This window comes from Pseudomonas sp. GW821-FHT03A09 (assembly GCF_059421065.1).
The window spans coordinates 40,601-58,332 of record NZ_JBWKUX010000013.1 but is presented as its reverse complement, the minus strand read 5'-3'; the positions used below and the strand labels follow the sequence as shown (position 1 = coordinate 58,332).

The window sequence follows — 17,732 nt, the reverse complement described above, 5'->3', positions numbered from 1 at the left end:
AAACCCATGCCAAAACGTACAGACATAAAAAGCATCCTGATTCTCGGCGCTGGCCCGATCGTGATCGGCCAGGCCTGCGAATTCGACTACTCCGGCGCCCAGGCGTGTAAAGCCCTGCGCGAGGAGGGTTACCGCGTCATCCTGGTGAACTCCAACCCGGCCACCATCATGACCGACCCGGCCATGGCCGACGCTACCTACATCGAGCCGATCAAGTGGCAGACCGTTGCCAAGATCATCGAGAAAGAGCGTCCAGATGCGCTGCTGCCAACCATGGGCGGCCAGACTGCTCTGAACTGCGCCTTGGACCTGGAGCGCGAAGGCGTCCTGGAAAAGTTCGGCGTAGAGATGATCGGTGCCAATGCCGACACCATCGACAAAGCTGAAGACCGTTCGCGTTTCGACAAGGCGATGAAGTCCATCGGCCTGGCGTGCCCGCGTTCCGGTATCGCCCACAGCATGGAAGAAGCCAACGCGGTCCTTGAAACCCTGGGCTTCCCGTGCATCATCCGTCCGTCCTTTACCATGGGTGGCACCGGTGGTGGTATCGCTTACAACCGTGAAGAGTTCGAAGAAATCTGCGCCCGTGGTCTGGACCTGTCGCCGACCAAAGAGCTGCTGATCGACGAATCCCTGATCGGCTGGAAAGAATATGAGATGGAGGTTGTCCGCGATAAGAAGGACAACTGCATCATCGTCTGCTCTATCGAAAACTTCGACCCGATGGGCGTGCACACCGGTGACTCGATCACCGTGGCTCCAGCACAGACCCTGACCGACAAGGAATACCAGATCCTGCGTAACGCCTCCCTGGCGGTACTGCGTGAGATTGGTGTGGAAACCGGCGGTTCCAACGTTCAGTTCGGCATCTGCCCGAACACCGGCCGCATGGTCGTGATCGAAATGAACCCACGTGTATCCCGTTCGTCGGCCCTGGCTTCGAAAGCCACCGGCTTCCCGATTGCCAAGGTCGCGGCCAAGCTGGCTGTGGGTTACACCCTGGATGAGCTGTCGAACGACATCACCGGCGGCAAGACTCCGGCGTCCTTCGAACCGTCCATCGACTACGTCGTCACCAAGCTGCCACGTTTTGCCTTCGAGAAGTTCGCCAAGGCTGACGCGCGCCTGACTACCCAGATGAAGTCGGTGGGTGAAGTCATGGCCATCGGCCGTACCTTCCAGGAATCCCTGCAGAAAGCCCTGCGCGGCCTGGAAGTAGGCGTTTGCGGCCTGGACGAGAAACTCGACCTGAGCAATCCGGAAAGCATGAGTGTGCTCAAGCGCGAGCTGACCGTGCCGGGCGCCGAGCGTATCTGGTACGTGGCTGACGCATTCCGTGCCGGTATGACCGTCGAAGATATCTTCGGCATGAACATGATCGATCCGTGGTTCCTGGTACAGATCGAAGATCTGATCAAGGAAGAAGAGAAGGTCAAGACCCTGGGTCTGGCCAGCATCGACCGCGACATGATGTTCCGCCTCAAGCGTAAAGGCTTCTCCGACCAGCGCCTGGCCAAGTTGCTGGGTGTGACCGAGAAGAACCTGCGCACCCATCGCCACAAGCTGGAGATCTTCCCGGTCTACAAGCGCGTTGATACTTGCGCCGCCGAGTTCTCCACCGACACCGCTTACCTGTACTCCACCTATGAGGAAGAGTGCGAAGCCGCGCCGTCGGGTCGCGACAAGATCATGATCCTGGGCGGCGGTCCAAACCGTATCGGCCAAGGTATCGAGTTCGACTACTGCTGCGTACACGCCGCTCTCGCCCTGCGCGAAGACGGGTACGAGACCATCATGGTCAACTGCAACCCGGAAACTGTTTCCACTGACTACGACACCTCCGATCGCCTGTACTTCGAGCCAGTGACCCTGGAAGACGTGCTGGAAATCGTGCGCGTCGAGAAGCCAAAAGGTGTGATCGTCCAGTACGGCGGCCAGACCCCGCTGAAACTCGCCCGCGCCCTCGAAGCAGCCGGCGTGCCGATCATCGGCACCAGCCCTGATGCTATCGACCGTGCCGAAGACCGTGAGCGCTTCCAGCAGATGGTTGAGCGCCTGAACCTGCGTCAGCCGCCAAACGCCACCGTGCGCAGCGAAGACGAAGCCATCCGTGCCGCCAGCAAGATCGGCTACCCGCTGGTGGTGCGTCCGTCCTATGTGCTGGGCGGTCGTGCGATGGAAATCGTCTACGAAGAAGAAGAACTCAAGCGTTACCTGCGTGACGCGGTAAAGGTGTCCAACGACAGCCCGGTGCTGCTGGACCACTTCCTCAACTGCGCCATCGAAATGGACGTGGATGCTGTTTGCGACGGTACCGACGTGGTGATCGGCGCGATCATGCAGCACATCGAACAGGCTGGCGTTCACTCTGGTGACTCCGCTTGCTCGCTGCCGCCGTACTCGTTGCCGGTGCACATCCAGGATGAGATGCGTGAGCAGGTCAAGAGAATGGCCCTGGAGTTGGGCGTCGTCGGCTTGATGAACGTACAGTTGGCGCTGCAAGGCGAAGACATCTACGTGATTGAAGTCAACCCGCGTGCTTCGCGTACCGTGCCGTTTGTATCCAAGTGCATCGGTGTGTCCCTGGCCATGATCGCTGCTCGTGTGATGGCAGGTAAGACCCTGAAGGAAATCGGTTTCACCAAGGAAATCATTCCGAACTTCTACAGCGTGAAAGAGGCGGTATTCCCATTCGCCAAATTCCCTGGCGTGGACCCGATCCTGGGCCCAGAGATGAAGTCCACCGGTGAAGTGATGGGTGTGGGCGATACCTTCGGTGAGGCATTCGCCAAGGCTCAAATGGGTGCCAGCGAAGTGCTGCCGACAGGCGGTACTGCGTTTATCAGCGTGCGTGATGACGACAAGCCACTGGTTGCGGGCGTGGCCCGTGATCTGATCAACTTGGGCTTCGAAGTCGTGGCCACTGCCGGGACCGCCAAGCTGATCGAAGCTGCCGGCCTGAAAGTGCGTCGCGTGAACAAGGTGACGGAAGGCCGTCCGCACGTGGTCGACATGATCAAGAATGACGAAGTCACTCTGATCATCAACACCACCGAAGGTCGCCAGTCGATCGCGGACTCGTACTCTATTCGCCGTAACGCCTTGCAGCATAAGATCTACTGCACCACCACCATTGCTGCTGGCGAAGCCATCTGCGAAGCGCTCAAGTTCGGTCCGGAAAAGACCGTGCGTCGCTTGCAGGATCTACACGCAGGATTGAAGGCATGACCAAATACCCAATGACCGTCCAGGGCTTCAAGGCCCTGGAAGAGGAGCACGCCCATCTGACCAAGGTCGTCCGTCCGAAGCTGAGCCAGGACATCGGTACGGCCCGCGAGCTGGGTGACTTGAAGGAAAACGCCGAATACCACGCTGCTCGCGAGCAGCAGGGTATGGTCGAGGCGCGTATTCGTGATATCGAAGGCCGCCTGCAGAACTCGGTGGTCATCGATGTGACGACTATTCCGAAGACCGGCAAGGTGATTTTCGGCACTACCGTGGAAATCGCCAACGTCGAGACTGATGAAAGCGTGGTCTACCACATCGTGGGCGAAGACGAAGCTGACTTTAAGCTCGGCAAGATCTCCGTCGGTTCGCCGCTGGCCCGCGCCTTGATTGCCAAGGAAGAGGGTGATGTGGTGACCGTCAAAACGCCTGGCGGCGTGACCGAGTACGAGATTGTTGAAGTTCGTCACGTCTGAAAGGTGGCGCCCGCTTCGTGCGGGCGCCATGCTTTGGCAGCTTGCCCAGATGCTGTGGGTGGGTGGCCTGTGGTTGTTTCATATTGGCGTGTTGCCGGTGCTGGGTCTGATTGGCCTGGCGCCGTTGCTGATCGATGAGATCGATGGATTACTGAGTGCGCTGCTGGTGGGTTTTGCGGCGGCGTGCGTAACGCTCCAGGTGCTGGTGCTGATCAAGGCCGAAGGCTTGGGGAGTTTGTGGCAGGATATTCGCGGCCAACTGCTGTTGATGGCGCTGTATGCATGCGCAATGTTTTGCGTGGTGCATGTGTGGCTGCCGGAAGCGTTGCGCTGGCAGCTATTTAGCTATCTTGTGCTAGGGTTTTCCGGCCTGGTGCTGGTTATGCAACCGGCGCCTGGATGGAGTGGCGGGGCGCGCGAAGCACGCCCGTGACCCTTGTTACTTGAAACGGTGTACGTTCGACAGTTGCTTGTTGACGCTGAAGTTCTTGCGATACAGCAGCGCCATCTTGCCGATGACCTGAACCAGGTCCGCTTTGCCAACCTTGCACAGTTCTGCAATGGCAGCCAGGCGTGCTTCGCGATCAAGGATGTTGACCTTGATTTTGATCAGTTCGTGATCGTTCAGTGCGCGTTCGAATTCGGCTAACACACCTTCAGTCAAACCGTTGTCTGCCACAATCAGAACTGGTTTCAGATGGTGGCCAATGGATTTGTACTGTTTCTTCTGCTCTTGAGTGAGCGGCATAATCTGACCCCTGCGTCTGATCTTGTAAAAAGCGGCGGCCAGTTTACCCGAGGGAGTCCGGGACCGCCCAGTTAATCACGACCCGTTTTATTTTCGAGGTGGCCCGTGGCCCGTTCCAAAACTAGCCTTAAGTGGCTGCAAGAGCATTTCAACGATCCTTACGTCAAAAAGGCACAGAAGGACGGCTACCGTTCCCGGGCCAGCTACAAACTGCTGGAACTCCAGGACAAGGACAAATTGTTTCGTCCTGGCATGAGCGTGATCGACCTCGGCGCCGCCCCGGGTGGGTGGTCCCAGGTGGCCAGTCGTCTGATTGGTGGGCAAGGTCGGCTGATCGCGTCTGACATTCTTGAGATGGACAGCATTCCGGACGTGACCTTCGTCCATGGCGATTTTACCCAGGACGCCGTATTGGCCGAGATCCTGGAGGCCGTAGGAAATTCGCAGGTAGACCTTGTGATTTCCGACATGGCCCCCAATATGAGTGGATTACCGGCTGTTGATATGCCGCGAGCCATGTTCCTGTGCGAGTTGGCACTGGATCTGGCGGGTCGGGTATTGCGTCCGGGTGGTGACTTCCTGGTCAAGGTCTTCCAGGGTGAAGGTTTCGACGAGTACCACAAGAACATCCGCAAGCTGTTCGATAAGGTGCAGATGCGTAAGCCGGACTCTTCTCGAGACCGTTCGCGTGAACAGTATCTGTTGGCGCGGGGGTTCCGTGGCATCGAAGGCGCCGCCAGTGATGAGCGTCTTTGAAGGTTTTGACCGAGTCGATAGGTTTTTTTATATCGCTTTCGTCACGAAGCTTTACGAATATTGTGTAGTCAAAGTTTCACAAAGGGTTACAGACGGCGCCTGCCAGAGTTGTAGGTAATGTAGTAAGTTAGGCCGGTGAATATCATGCGAAGCGCGCGCCAGTAGCGGAGCTTGCTTCAGAGGGTAGTTAATTGAACGATATGGCAAAGAATCTGATCCTGTGGTTGATCATCGCGGCTGTCCTGGTGACGGTGATGAACAACTTCTCCAGCCCTAACGAGCCGCAGACCCTCAACTATTCCGACTTCATCCAGCAAGTTAAGGATGGCAAGGTCGAGCGCGTAGCGGTTGATGGCTACGTGATTACCGGTAAACGCAACGATGGCGACAGCTTCAAGACCATTCGTCCGGCCATCCAGGATAACGGTCTGATCGGCGACCTGGTGGATAACCACGTCGTTGTCGAAGGCAAGCAGCCTGAGCAGCAGAGCATCTGGACCCAATTGCTGGTCGCCAGCTTCCCGATCCTGGTGATCATCGCCGTGTTCATGTTCTTCATGCGCCAGATGCAAGGTGGTGCGGGAGGCAAGGGCGGGCCGATGAGCTTTGGCAAGAGCAAGGCGCGCCTGCTCTCCGAAGATCAGGTGAAAACCACCCTGGCTGACGTTGCCGGTTGTGACGAAGCCAAGGAAGAAGTGGGCGAGCTGGTCGAGTTTCTGCGAGATCCGGGCAAGTTCCAGCGCCTGGGTGGCCGCATTCCTCGCGGCGTCCTGATGGTAGGCCCTCCGGGTACGGGTAAAACCTTGCTGGCCAAGGCGATTGCCGGCGAAGCCAAGGTTCCATTCTTCACCATTTCCGGTTCTGATTTCGTCGAGATGTTTGTCGGTGTGGGTGCCAGCCGTGTTCGCGATATGTTCGAGCAGGCCAAGAAACACGCGCCATGCATCATCTTTATCGATGAAATCGACGCCGTTGGTCGCCATCGTGGTGCCGGCATGGGCGGCGGTCATGATGAGCGTGAGCAGACCCTTAACCAGTTGCTGGTTGAGATGGACGGCTTTGAAATGAATGACGGCATCATCGTGATTGCCGCCACCAACCGTCCGGACGTATTGGACCCAGCGTTGCTGCGTCCGGGTCGTTTCGACCGTCAGGTAGTGGTTGGCTTGCCGGATATCCGTGGCCGCGAGCAGATTCTGAAAGTGCACATGCGCAAAGTGCCGATGGGTGACGACGTGGCTCCGGCCGTGATTGCCCGTGGTACTCCAGGCTTTTCCGGTGCCGACCTGGCCAACCTGGTCAACGAGGCCTCGCTGTTCGCTGCCCGTACCGGCAAGCGCATCGTCGAAATGAAAGAATTCGAACTGGCGAAAGACAAGATCATGATGGGTGCCGAGCGCAAATCCATGGTCATGTCCGAGAAAGAGAAGCAGAACACCGCTTATCACGAAGCCGGTCACGCTATTGTTGGTCGCGTTGTGCCTGAGCACGACCCGGTCTACAAGGTGTCGATCATTCCTCGTGGTCGGGCGCTGGGTGTCACCATGTTCCTGCCCGAAGAGGACCGTTACAGTCTCTCCAAGCGCGCACTGATCAGCCAGATCTGCTCTCTGTACGGCGGTCGGATTGCTGAAGAGATGACCTTGGGCTTCGACGGCGTGACTACCGGTGCTTCCAACGACATCATGCGTGCCAGCCAGATTGCGCGGAACATGGTGACCAAGTGGGGCTTGTCGGAAAAACTGGGCCCATTGATGTACGCCGAGGAAGAAGGCGAAGTCTTCTTGGGTCGTGGTGGTGGCGGTCAGAGCGCCAGCTTCTCCGGTGAGACAGCCAAGCTGATCGACTCCGAAGTGCGCAGCATCATTGACCAGTGCTATGGCACGGCCAAGCAGATCCTGACTGACAACCGTGACAAGCTGGATGCCATGGCTGATGCGTTGATGAAGTACGAGACCATTGATGCCGATCAGATCGACGACATCATGGCGGGTCGCGCACCTCGTGAGCCTCGTGATTGGGAGGGCGGTTCGGGCACTTCTGGCACCCCGCCAGTGGTTCAGAGCGAGCGTCCTGAAACCCCGATCGGTGGCCCGGCAGCTGACCACTAAGGTTTGAAATGACTTCTGTGTTGTCCTCCACCCGGTTGCCTTGCGGCAATCGGGTTCTTGATTTGGCCCATACGCATGTCATGGGCATTCTCAATGTAACCCCCGATTCCTTTTCCGATGGCGGTCGTTTCAGCCAGCTTGATGCAGCATTGCGTCATGCCGAGGCGATGGTGGCGGCTGGCGCGACCTTGATTGATGTCGGTGGTGAATCGACTCGGCCTGGCGCCCGCGTGGTTTCTCCCTTGGAGGAGTTGGAGCGGGTGGCGCCGATAGTCGAGCGCATTGCACGCGAGCTGGATGTGATCATCTCGGTTGATACCTCAACGCCGGCCGTGATGCGCGAAACTGCGCGCTTAGGGGCGGGGTTGATCAACGATGTGCGTTCCCTTCAGCGTGACGGTGCGCTTGATGCCGCTGCCGCTACCGGTTTGCCGGTGTGCTTGATGCATATGCTGGGGGAGCCCGGCAATATGCAGGACAGTCCTCGCTATGACGATCTTGTTGGCGAAGTGAGTGGTTTTCTCGCCGAGCGGGTTGCTCAATGCGCTGTCGCGGGGATTGCTGCGGAAAAGATCATCCTCGACCCCGGCTTCGGCTTCGCCAAGACCCTGCAACACAACCTAAGCCTGTTCAAGCATATGGAGTCCCTGCATGCCCTTGGTCGGCCTCTTCTGGTCGGCGTTTCGCGCAAGAGCATGATAGGGCTGGCCCTGAATCGTCCGGTAGGTGAGCGGCTGTACGGAGGTCTTGCGCTGGCGGCACTTGCAGTAAGCAAAGGCGCGCGTATCTTGCGTGTGCACGATGTCGCCGAGACCGTGGATGTGGTGCGTATGATTGCCGCTGTAGAATCAGCCGAATAAGAATGATGGAGCACTTATGACTAAAAAATACTTTGGCACCGACGGTATCCGTGGTCGGGTCGGCGAATTTCCGATTACTCCTGATTTCATGCTCAAGCTGGGCTGGGCGGCAGGTATGGCGTTCCGCAGCATGGGCGCGTGCCGCATCCTGGTGGGTAAGGACACCCGGATTTCGGGTTACATGTTTGAGTCTGCGCTGGAGGCCGGTTTGTCCGCCGCAGGTGCTGATGTAATGCTGCTGGGCCCTATGCCGACGCCGGCGATCGCTTACCTGACGCGTACCTTCCACGCTGAAGCCGGTATTGTGATCAGTGCTTCGCACAATCCTCATGATGACAATGGCATCAAGTTTTTCTCGGGGCAGGGCACCAAGCTGCCTGACGAGATCGAGTTGATGATTGAAGAACTGCTGGATGCGCCAATGACGGTGGTCGAGTCCGGCAAGCTGGGTAAAGTGTCGCGTATCAATGACGCTTCTGGCCGTTATATCGAATTTTGCAAAAGCAGTGTGCCTACCAGTACCAATTTCGCCGGGCTCAAGATCGTTGTGGACTGTGCTCATGGTGCCACCTACAAGGTAGCACCTAGCGTCTTCAAGGAACTGGGAGCTGATGTGACAGTGCTGTCGGCCCAGCCCAACGGTTTGAACATCAATGAAAATTGTGGCTCCACCCATATGGGGCAGCTGCAGGCCGCGGTCCTCGCGGAGCATGCTGATCTTGGGATCGCTTTTGATGGTGATGGCGACCGAGTTCTAATGGTGGATCACACCGGTGCAGTGGTCGATGGCGATGACCTGTTGTTCATCATCGCTCGCGACCTGCATGAGCGTAATAAGCTGCAAGGTGGTGTTGTCGGCACGCTGATGAGCAACCTGGGCCTTGAATTGGCCTTGGCTGAGCTGGGGATTCCGTTTGTACGTGCCAATGTGGGCGACCGTTATGTCATCGCTGAGCTGTTGGAGCGCAATTGGCAGGTAGGTGGCGAGAACTCCGGGCATGTGGTCTGCTTCCAGCACACGACGACGGGAGATGCGATTATCGCGGCTTTGCAGGTTCTCCTGTCCCTGCGCCGTCGTGATGAGAGCCTGGCTCAGGCGCGTCAGGCCCTGCGCAAGTGTCCTCAGGTTCTGCTCAATGTGCGCTTTGCTGGTGGCGACAACCCAATCGAGCACCCTGCTGTCAAAGAGGCCTGCGAGCGCGTGACGCTGGCAATGGCGGGGCGTGGGCGGGTGTTGCTGCGTAAGTCCGGCACAGAGCCTTTGGTGCGTGTCATGGTCGAAGGCGAAGACGAAGTGCAGGTTCGCGGCCATGCCGAAGACCTGGCAAAACTGGTAACTGAAATTTGCGCCTGAATTCGGCTTGCCAGTGAGGGTGTGGTTGGGTAACATCTGCGCCCACTTTGACCGACGGGGTACAGCATGCGTCGCACTATGGTAGCTGGTAACTGGAAGATGCACGGTACCCGCGCCAGTGTCGCTGAGCTGATCAATGGCCTTCGTCACTTGGCCTTGCCAAGCGGTGTTGATGTCGCGGTTTTCCCGCCTTGCCTGCATATCAACCAAGTGGTTGATGGCTTGAAAGGTAAGTCGATCCAGGTTGGCGCACAGAACTCCGCAGTCGAGCCGATGCAGGGTGCGTTGACCGGTGAGATTTCGCCGAGTCAGCTGGTTGATGCGGGTTGTTCCTATGTGCTCGTTGGGCACTCCGAGCGTCGTCAGATGATGGGCGAGCGTGATGGGACACTCAATCGCAAGTTCGCGGCAGCACAGGCTTGTGGCTTGATTCCAGTGCTGTGCATAGGGGAGACCCTTGAGCAGCGTGAGTCGGGCAAAACCATTGAAGTTGTCTCGCGTCAGCTGGGCAGCATCATAGAAGAGCTGGGTGTTGGTGCGTTTGCAAGGGCAGTAATCGCTTACGAGCCGGTCTGGGCCATTGGTACCGGGCTGACTGCTACACCGCAACAGGCGCAGGATGTGCATGCAGCCATTCGCGCGCAGTTGGCGGCAGAGAATTCTGAAGTCGCACAAGGTGTGCGACTTCTATACGGCGGCAGCGTGAAGGCGGCCAATGCGGTCGAACTGTTCGGCATGCCGGATATCGATGGGGGGCTCATTGGTGGGGCTTCCCTGAATGCAGATGAGTTCGGTGCGATCTGTCGCGCCGCGGGAAACTGAAAAAATGCTGGAAACAGTCGTAGTCGTTTTTCATCTGTTGGCTGCCCTGGGCGTAGTTGCCCTGGTTTTGTTGCAACAGGGTAAAGGTGCGGATGCTGGTGCGTCTTTCGGTGCAGGTGCTTCAAATACTGTGTTCGGAAGCCAAGGTTCCTCTACCTTTCTTAGTAAGTTTACTGCTATACTTGCCGCAGGTTTCTTCATAACCAGCTTAGGGTTAGGTTACTTTGCTAAAGAGAAAGCTCATGTGCTGACTCAAGTAGGTTTGCCAAACCCAGCAGTGTTGGAAGTGCCAAAAGCAAAACCGGCTTCTGATGATGTCCCGGTGCTTCAAGAGCAAAAGTCGGCTGCTCCAGCGACTGACGTACCTCCAGCTCAAGAGCAGAAGTAAGAAGGGTTGTAATCGCTGTATTGCCGAGGTGGTGGAATTGGTAGACACGCAACCTTGAGGTGGTTGTGCCCATAGGGTGTAGGGGTTCGAGTCCCCTTCTCGGTACCAATTATCAGGAGAGCCCGCTGTTGCGGGCTTTCTTGTAGGTGGAAGGTTACATTGACCCTGTAAGGGATCGGTCGTATACTTCCGCCCCAGCTTTGTCGCGGGGTGGAGCAGTCTGGTAGCTCGTCGGGCTCATAACCCGAAGGTCGTCGGTTCAAATCCGGCCCCCGCAACCAGTTTTAGCGGAGCCCCTTTTAAGGGGCTTTTTGTTAGCTGGACACTTTCAACGCCGCTGTTCGACGGCGTTTCAAGGATGGGCGTTTCGCCCATTTTTTTATTTTGCACAGCATGCACATACATGCACGAGGGGGTTCAGGTGTCGAGCAAGCTAGAAGAGTTGCAGGCCTTGTTGGCCCCGGTGGTCGTGGCCCTAGGCTATGAATGCTGGGGTATTGAGTTTTCGGCTCAAGGTCGCCACTCAATGTTGCGCGTTTATATCGATAAAGAGGGCGGCGTGCTGGTGGACGATTGTGCCATTGTCAGCCGTCAGATCAGCGGTGTCCTGGATGTTGAAGATCCGATTTCCGTTGAGTACACCCTTGAAGTTTCCTCGCCAGGCATGGAACGCCCACTGTTCACTATCGAGCAGTTTGCTAAATATGCCGGTGAACAAGTGAAGATCAAGCTGCGTTCCCCGTTTGAAGGGCGGCGCAACTTTCAGGGCCTTCTGCGCGGTGTAGAAGAACAGGATGTCGTGGTGCAGGTAGAAGACCATGAATTCCTGTTGCCGATCGATATGATCGACAAGGCCAACATTATTCCCAGTTTTGACTGAGACGCGGATCCCGCGGATCCAATGGCTTGCGAAAGGCGAGGCGTACGATGAGCAAAGAAGTACTGCTGGTTGTTGAGTCGGTATCCAACGAAAAGGGTGTACCGGCAAGCGTGATTTTTGAAGCGTTGGAGCTGGCCCTGGCCACTGCTACCAAAAAGCGTTTTGAAGACGAAGTTGATCTGCGTGTGGAAATCAATCGCCACACCGGTGCCTATGAGACTTTCCGTCGCTGGACGGTCGTCGAAGAGGACGATCTTGATGATCCGGCTATCGAGACCTGGCCAAGCAAGGTTGCTGAAACGCACCCTGGCGCCAAGGTCGGTGATGTCGTCGAAGAAAAGATCGAGTCGATCGAGTTCGGCCGTATTGCTGCACAGACCGCCAAACAGGTCATCGTGCAAAAGGTTCGCGAAGCCGAGCGCGCTCAAGTCGTTGACGCCTATCGCGAGCGCCTGGGGGAGATCATCTCCGGCACCGTGAAAAAAGTGACCCGTGACAACGTGATCGTCGACCTGGGTAACAACGCTGAAGCGTTGCTGGCCCGCGAAGACATCATCTCTCGCGAAACCTTCCGTGTTGGCGTGCGTCTGCGTGCGCTGCTCAAGGAAATCCGCACCGAGAACCGTGGCCCTCAGTTGATCCTGTCGCGTACCGCGCCGGAAATGCTGATCGAGCTGTTCCGTATCGAAGTGCCGGAAATTGCCGAAGGCCTGATCGAAGTCATGGCTGCGTCCCGCGACCCGGGTTCGCGCGCCAAGATCGCGGTCCGCTCCAAGGACAAACGCATCGACCCGCAGGGCGCTTGCATTGGTATGCGCGGTTCGCGCGTCCAGGCAGTGTCGGGCGAGTTGGGCGGTGAGCGTGTGGACATCGTCCTGTGGGATGACAACCCGGCGCAGTTCGTGATCAACGCCATGTCGCCGGCTGAAGTGGCGGCAATTATCGTTGACGAAGATGCCCATGCAATGGACATCGCCGTTGGCGCAGACAATCTGGCTCAGGCCATTGGTCGTGGTGGTCAGAACGTGCGTCTGGCCAGCCAATTGACCGGCTGGACCCTGAACGTGATGACCGAATCGGACATCCAGGCTAAGCAGCAAGCTGAAACCGGTGACATCCTGCGCAACTTCATCGAAGAGTTGGAAGTCGATGAAGAGCTGGCTCAGGTGCTGGTAGATGAAGGCTTCACCAGCCTGGAAGAGATTGCCTACGTACCGTTGGAAGAAATGCTCAACATCGACGGCTTTGACGAAGACATCGTCAACGAGCTTCGCGCTCGGGCCAAGGATCGCTTGTTGACTAAAGCCATCGCTACTGAGGAAAAGCTGGCAGACGCCCATCCGGCCGAAGACCTGCTCTCGCTTGAGGGTATGGACAAGGATTTGGCGATGGAACTGGCGGTGCGCGGCGTAATTACCCGCGAAGACCTGGCCGAGCAGTCTATTGACGACCTGCTCGACATCGACGGCATTGACGATGATCGTGCCGGCAAGTTGATCATGGCCGCCCGAGCCCATTGGTTCGAGTAATTAGGCGCGGCCTGAGGAGAGAAGTGCATGACGCAAGTCACGGTGAAACAACTGGCCGATGAGGTCAAAACACCGGTAGAGCGCCTGTTGCAGCAGATGCGTGAGGCAGGTCTGCCGCACACCGCCGCCGATGAAGGTGTGAGCGATAGTGAGAAGCAGTCTTTGCTGACTCACTTGAAGAGCAGCCACAAGGCGAAAGTGGAAGAACCGCGCAAGATTACATTGCAGCGCAAAACCACCAGCACCCTGCGTGTTGCTGGTAGCAAGAGCATCAGCGTTGAAGTACGCAAGAAGAAAGTCTTCGTACAGCGCAGCCCGGAAGAAATCGAAGCCGAGCGCAAACGCGAACTGGAAGAACGTCGCGCAGTAGAAAATGCTGCCCGTCAGAAGGCTGAAGAAGAAGCCAAGCGTCGCGCCGAAGAAGAAGCGCGTCGCCAGCCTGCTGCTGCGCAACCTGCTACCACTGAAGCGGTTGCCGCGCCTAGCGCGCCTGTTGAAGCTGTGCGTGAGGCCGCTCCGGTTGCCGCTGCACCAGCACCTGCAGCGGATCGCAAGCGTGACGAGCCTCGTCGTCCGGACAAGCCCCGTGCCGACGATAACAATCGTCGCGGTGGTGGTGGCGATGGTGAGCGTAAAAACGCTCCGCATCGTGCCTCGGTCAAAGAGAAAGCACCTGCTCCACGCGTTGCCCCACGTACTACCGACGAAGAAAGCGATGGCTTCCGTCGTGGTGGTCGCGGCAAGGCCAAGCTGAAAAAGCGCAACGCCCACGGTTTCCAGAGCCCAACCGGCCCTGTCGTGCGTGAAGTGAAGATCGGCGAGACCATCACTGTGGGCGACCTCGCCCAGCAGATGTCGGTCAAGGCTGCTGAAATCATCAAGTTCATGTTCAAGCTGGGTACTCCGGCCACCATCAACCAGGTACTGGACCAGGAAACTGCCCAACTGGTTGCTGAAGAGCTGGGCCACAAAGTGACCCTGGTCAGCGACACCGCCCTGGAAGATTCCCTGGCCGAGTCCCTGAAGTTTGAAGGCGAGGCGGTTTCCCGTGCTCCGGTCGTGACCGTAATGGGCCACGTTGACCACGGTAAAACTTCCCTGCTCGACTACATCCGTCGTGCCAAGGTTGCTGCTGGCGAAGCCGGCGGTATCACCCAGCACATCGGCGCGTATCACGTTGAAACAGACCGTGGCATGGTGACGTTCCTCGACACCCCTGGTCACGCCGCGTTTACCGCAATGCGTGCCCGTGGTGCCAAGGCGACCGACATCGTGATCCTGGTGGTTGCAGCCGACGACGGCGTGATGCCACAAACCATCGAGGCTGTTCAGCACGCTCAGGCGGCTGGCGTTCCTCTGGTGGTTGCTGTGAACAAAATCGACAAGCCGGGCGCTGATCTCGATCGCATCCGTAGCGAACTGTCGGTTCACGGCGTGACCTCCGAAGAGTGGGGTGGCGACACTCCATTCGTACCGGTCTCCGCGAAGATGGGTACTGGCGTTGACGAACTGCTCGAAGCTGTTCTGTTGCAAGCTGAAGTACTGGAACTGACCGCTACGCCATCGGCTCCTGGCCGTGGTGTCGTGGTTGAGTCCCGTCTCGACAAGGGCCGTGGCCCGGTTGCAACCGTTCTGGTTCAAGACGGTACCCTGCGCCAAGGCGACATGGTGCTGGTTGGTTCGAACTACGGCCGTGTACGTGCCATGCTCGACGAGAACGGCAAGCCAATCAAAGAAGCTGGCCCGGCTATTCCGGTCGAGATTCTCGGCCTGGACGGTACCCCGGACGCTGGCGACGAGATGAGCGTAGTTGCCGACGAGAAGAAAGCCCGTGAAGTGGCTCTGTTCCGTCAAGGCAAGTTCCGTGAAGTCAAGCTGGCCCGTGCTCACGCCGGCAAGCTGGAAAACATCTTCGAGAACATGGGCCAGGAAGAGAAGAAGACGCTTAACATCGTCCTCAAATCTGACGTACGTGGTTCCCTCGAAGCGTTGAACGGCGCCTTGAATGGCCTGGGTAACGACGAAGTGCAAGTGCGCGTTGTCGGTGGCGGTGTCGGTGGTATCACCGAGTCCGACGCCAACTTGGCACTGGCTTCCAACGCTGTACTGTTCGGCTTCAACGTGCGTGCCGATGCTGGCGCTCGCAAGATCGTCGAGCAGGAAGGCCTGGACATGCGTTACTACAACGTCATCTACGACATCATCGAAGACGTCAAGAAAGCCCTTACCGGCATGCTTGGCAGCGACGTCCGTGAGAACATCCTGGGTATCGCCGAAGTGCGTGACGTGTTCCGTTCGCCGAAGTTCGGCGCGGTCGCCGGTTGCATGGTTGTCGAAGGCACCGTGTACCGTAACCGTCCAATCCGTGTACTGCGTGAAGACATCGTTATCTTCGAAGGCGAGCTGGAATCCCTGCGCCGCTTCAAGGATGACGCTTCCGAAGTACGTGCCGGCATGGAATGCGGTATCGGCGTCAAGAGCTACAACGACGTCAAGGTTGGCGACAAGATCGAAGTCTTCGAGAAGGTTCAGGTTGCTCGCAGCCTCTAACTCGCGCACTTCCGGAGCCACGCGGCGTGTGGGCATGCAAATGCCCCGCACAGCGTACGGACTCTAAACGCAACGCCCGGTCTGGCTTTTGTCAGGCCGGGCGTTTGCCGCTTTCAGACCCCACGGGTTTCACCGTGTGGCAGTAACAGGTAACAAGACATGGCAAAAGAATACAGCCGTACCCAGCGTATCGGCGATCAGATGCAGCGTGAGCTGGCCCAACTGATCCGTCGCGAAGTCAAAGACCCCCGCGTTGGCCTGGTCACCATCACTGCGGTTGAAGTGAGCCGTGACGTGGGTCACGCCAAGATCTTCATCACCGTGATGGGCCAGGACAACAACGAAGAAATTGCGCAAAGCATCAAGGTGCTCAACTCGGCTGCAGGGTTCCTGCGCATGCAGTTGGCCCGCGAAATGAAGCTGCGCAGCGTTCCTCAGTTGCACTTCCACTACGACGAAAGCGTCGTGCGTGGTGCGCACCTGTCGGCACTGATCGAGCGCGCCGTGGCTGAGGACAGCCAGCACCCGTCCACACCTGAAGACGCCAAGGAGTAAGCGGTGGCTCAGGTCAAACGTATCCGCCGTAATGTCAGCGGCATCATTCTGCTCGACAAGCCCATTGGCTTTACCTCCAATGCCGCGTTGCAGAAGGTCCGCTGGCTGCTCAACGCCGAAAAGGCCGGGCACACCGGCAGCCTCGACCCTCTGGCCACCGGTGTATTACCGTTGTGCTTTGGCGAGGCCACCAAGTTTTCGCAATACCTGCTCGATTCAGACAAGGGTTACGAAACCCTGATGCAACTGGGCAAGACCACCACCACGGCCGATGCCGAGGGTGATGTTCTGCAGGTTCGCGACGTGACCGTTGGTCGTGCTGATATTGAAGCGGTTTTACCCGGTTTTCGTGGGCAAATCAGTCAGATACCGCCGATGTACTCGGCGCTCAAGCGTGATGGCCAGCCTCTTTACAAGCTGGCACGTGCGGGCGAAGTAGTGGAGCGCGAACCGCGTTCTGTTACTATTGCGCGCTTGGAATTGCTCGCCTGCGAAGGCGACACCGCCCGATTGTCGGTGGACTGCAGCAAAGGCACCTATATTCGTACCCTGGTGGAAGATATTGGTGAGCAACTGGGCTGTGGTGCATACGTTGCAGAATTGCGACGTACTCAAGCCGGACCTTTCACCCTGGCCCAAACGGTCACGCTGGAAGAGTTGGAAGCAGTACACGCCGAGGGCGGCAACGAAGCGGTTGATCGCTTCCTGATGCCATCGGACAGCGGTTTGCTCGATTGGCCATTGCTGCACTTTTCGGAGCACAGCGCGTTCTACTGGCTCAACGGCCAGCCGGTACGTGCCCCGGAGGCTCCGAAGTTCGGTATGGTGCGGGTACAGGATCATAACGGTCGCTTCATCGGTATCGGTGAAGTGAGTGAAGACGGGCGCATCGCGCCGCGTCGACTGATTCGGTCAGAATGACCGGACGAGTGTGGCTGTTAACAGGCACGGTCAACACTCATTTTTAGATACAGGGATTTGTCCCTGGCCTGTTGAAACTACCCTTTGGGTGGTTTCCTGAAAAAAGGATTGCCTCATGGCTCTCGACGTTCAAGAAAAAGCACAAATCGTTGCTGACTATCAGCAAGCTGTTGGTGACACTGGTTCGCCAGAAGTGCAAGTTGCACTGCTGACCCACAACATCAACAAGCTGCAAGGTCACTTCAAGGCCAACGGTAAAGATCACCACTCCCGTCGTGGTCTGATCCGCATGGTAAACCAGCGCCGTAAGCTGCTGGACTACCTGAAAGGCAAGGATCTGGGTCGTTATCAGACTCTGATCGGTCGCCTGGGTCTGCGTCGCTAATAAGCGATTGCGCTAGAGGTTGGTTGTCTGCCGTGTGTCAGTGGGATTCCCGCTGGCTCATGGTAGGCTCCCAGCCTCAAGTTTTATCTGGATACATGTTTTACCCCTGGACCAGGTTCGGGCCGATTCCCGACATTGCCCAAGAATTTCGCAAGAAGACAAGTTCCCCCAA

Annotated in this window: 16 protein-coding genes and 2 tRNA genes; 17 read left to right on the top strand and 1 reads right to left on the bottom strand. The window is 57.6% G+C overall.

What is annotated here, in order from left to right:
- Positions 1-6 precede the first annotated feature (6 nt).
- From carB to AC07V4_RS21475, 3 genes are read left to right on the top strand one after another with little or no spacing between them, the layout of a single operon-like run.
- Positions 7-3,228: a carbamoyl-phosphate synthase large subunit gene (gene carB / locus AC07V4_RS21485; RefSeq protein ID WP_492638144.1), complete on the top strand. Its 3,222-nt coding sequence runs from the start codon at positions 7-9 to the stop codon at positions 3,226-3,228.
- Complete coding sequence (gene greA / locus AC07V4_RS21480; protein ID WP_017139258.1) at positions 3,225-3,701, top strand: transcription elongation factor GreA; 477 nt, start codon at positions 3,225-3,227, stop codon at positions 3,699-3,701. The genes carB and greA overlap by 4 nt, the downstream gene beginning before the upstream one ends.
- 28 nt (positions 3,702-3,729) lie before the next feature.
- Positions 3,730-4,134: an MFS transporter gene (locus AC07V4_RS21475; protein WP_492638143.1), complete on the top strand. Its 405-nt coding sequence runs from the start codon at positions 3,730-3,732 to the stop codon at positions 4,132-4,134.
- Between the two features lie 6 nt (positions 4,135-4,140).
- Here the strand turns inward: AC07V4_RS21475 and AC07V4_RS21470 are convergent, their stop codons facing one another.
- Positions 4,141-4,449 carry a YhbY family RNA-binding protein gene (locus AC07V4_RS21470; protein WP_010206607.1) on the bottom strand — a complete coding sequence of 103 codons (309 nt, stop codon included), beginning with the start codon at positions 4,447-4,449 and terminating at the stop codon, positions 4,141-4,143.
- Between the two features lie 105 nt (positions 4,450-4,554).
- Here AC07V4_RS21470 and rlmE point away from each other — a divergent pair, with 105 nt between their 5' ends.
- The 14 genes from rlmE (at position 4,555) to rpsO (ending at position 17,560) form a co-directional block, all read left to right on the top strand.
- On the top strand, positions 4,555-5,205 hold the full coding sequence (gene rlmE, locus AC07V4_RS21465) for a 23S rRNA (uridine(2552)-2'-O)-methyltransferase RlmE (protein ID WP_010206606.1): 651 nt from the start codon (positions 4,555-4,557) through the stop codon (positions 5,203-5,205).
- A 200-nt stretch (positions 5,206-5,405) separates the two neighbouring features.
- Entirely contained in the window at positions 5,406-7,316 is a 1,911-nt protein-coding gene (gene ftsH / locus AC07V4_RS21460; protein WP_492638142.1) for an ATP-dependent zinc metalloprotease FtsH, read from the top strand.
- A gap of 8 nt (positions 7,317-7,324) precedes the next feature.
- Positions 7,325-8,176 (top strand): dihydropteroate synthase, encoded by an 852-nt coding sequence (folP, locus tag AC07V4_RS21455; RefSeq protein ID WP_492638141.1) that lies wholly within the window; start codon positions 7,325-7,327, stop codon positions 8,174-8,176.
- A gap of 16 nt (positions 8,177-8,192) precedes the next feature.
- Positions 8,193-9,530 carry a phosphoglucosamine mutase gene (gene glmM / locus AC07V4_RS21450; RefSeq protein ID WP_431753333.1) on the top strand — a complete coding sequence of 446 codons (1,338 nt, stop codon included), beginning with the start codon at positions 8,193-8,195 and terminating at the stop codon, positions 9,528-9,530.
- 66 nt (positions 9,531-9,596) lie between these two features.
- Positions 9,597-10,352 (top strand): triose-phosphate isomerase, encoded by a 756-nt coding sequence (gene tpiA / locus AC07V4_RS21445; protein WP_492638140.1) that lies wholly within the window; start codon positions 9,597-9,599, stop codon positions 10,350-10,352.
- A 4-nt stretch (positions 10,353-10,356) separates the two neighbouring features.
- Positions 10,357-10,740: a preprotein translocase subunit SecG gene (gene secG, locus AC07V4_RS21440; protein ID WP_492638139.1), complete on the top strand. Its 384-nt coding sequence runs from the start codon at positions 10,357-10,359 to the stop codon at positions 10,738-10,740.
- A gap of 22 nt (positions 10,741-10,762) precedes the next feature.
- Positions 10,763-10,848: transfer RNA gene (locus AC07V4_RS21435), tRNA-Leu, on the top strand.
- Positions 10,849-10,944: 96 nt separating this feature from the next.
- Positions 10,945-11,021 (top strand) — tRNA-Met (locus tag AC07V4_RS21430).
- Between the two features lie 140 nt (positions 11,022-11,161).
- Positions 11,162-11,620: a ribosome maturation factor RimP gene (rimP, locus tag AC07V4_RS21425; RefSeq protein WP_032873230.1), complete on the top strand. Its 459-nt coding sequence runs from the start codon at positions 11,162-11,164 to the stop codon at positions 11,618-11,620.
- A 47-nt stretch (positions 11,621-11,667) separates the two neighbouring features.
- Positions 11,668-13,149 carry a transcription termination factor NusA gene (gene nusA, locus AC07V4_RS21420; protein ID WP_492638138.1) on the top strand — a complete coding sequence of 494 codons (1,482 nt, stop codon included), beginning with the start codon at positions 11,668-11,670 and terminating at the stop codon, positions 13,147-13,149.
- A 27-nt stretch (positions 13,150-13,176) separates the two neighbouring features.
- Positions 13,177-15,699 (top strand): translation initiation factor IF-2, encoded by a 2,523-nt coding sequence (gene infB / locus AC07V4_RS21415; RefSeq protein ID WP_492638137.1) that lies wholly within the window; start codon positions 13,177-13,179, stop codon positions 15,697-15,699.
- A 159-nt stretch (positions 15,700-15,858) separates the two neighbouring features.
- Entirely contained in the window at positions 15,859-16,254 is a 396-nt protein-coding gene (rbfA, locus tag AC07V4_RS21410; RefSeq protein ID WP_431753474.1) for a 30S ribosome-binding factor RbfA, read from the top strand.
- A gap of 3 nt (positions 16,255-16,257) precedes the next feature.
- Complete coding sequence (gene truB, locus AC07V4_RS21405; RefSeq protein WP_492638136.1) at positions 16,258-17,175, top strand: tRNA pseudouridine(55) synthase TruB; 918 nt, start codon at positions 16,258-16,260, stop codon at positions 17,173-17,175.
- A 115-nt stretch (positions 17,176-17,290) separates the two neighbouring features.
- Positions 17,291-17,560, top strand: a complete 270-nt coding sequence (gene rpsO, locus AC07V4_RS21400) for a 30S ribosomal protein S15 (RefSeq protein WP_003177875.1) — start codon at positions 17,291-17,293, stop codon at positions 17,558-17,560.
- Positions 17,561-17,732 lie beyond the last annotated feature (172 nt).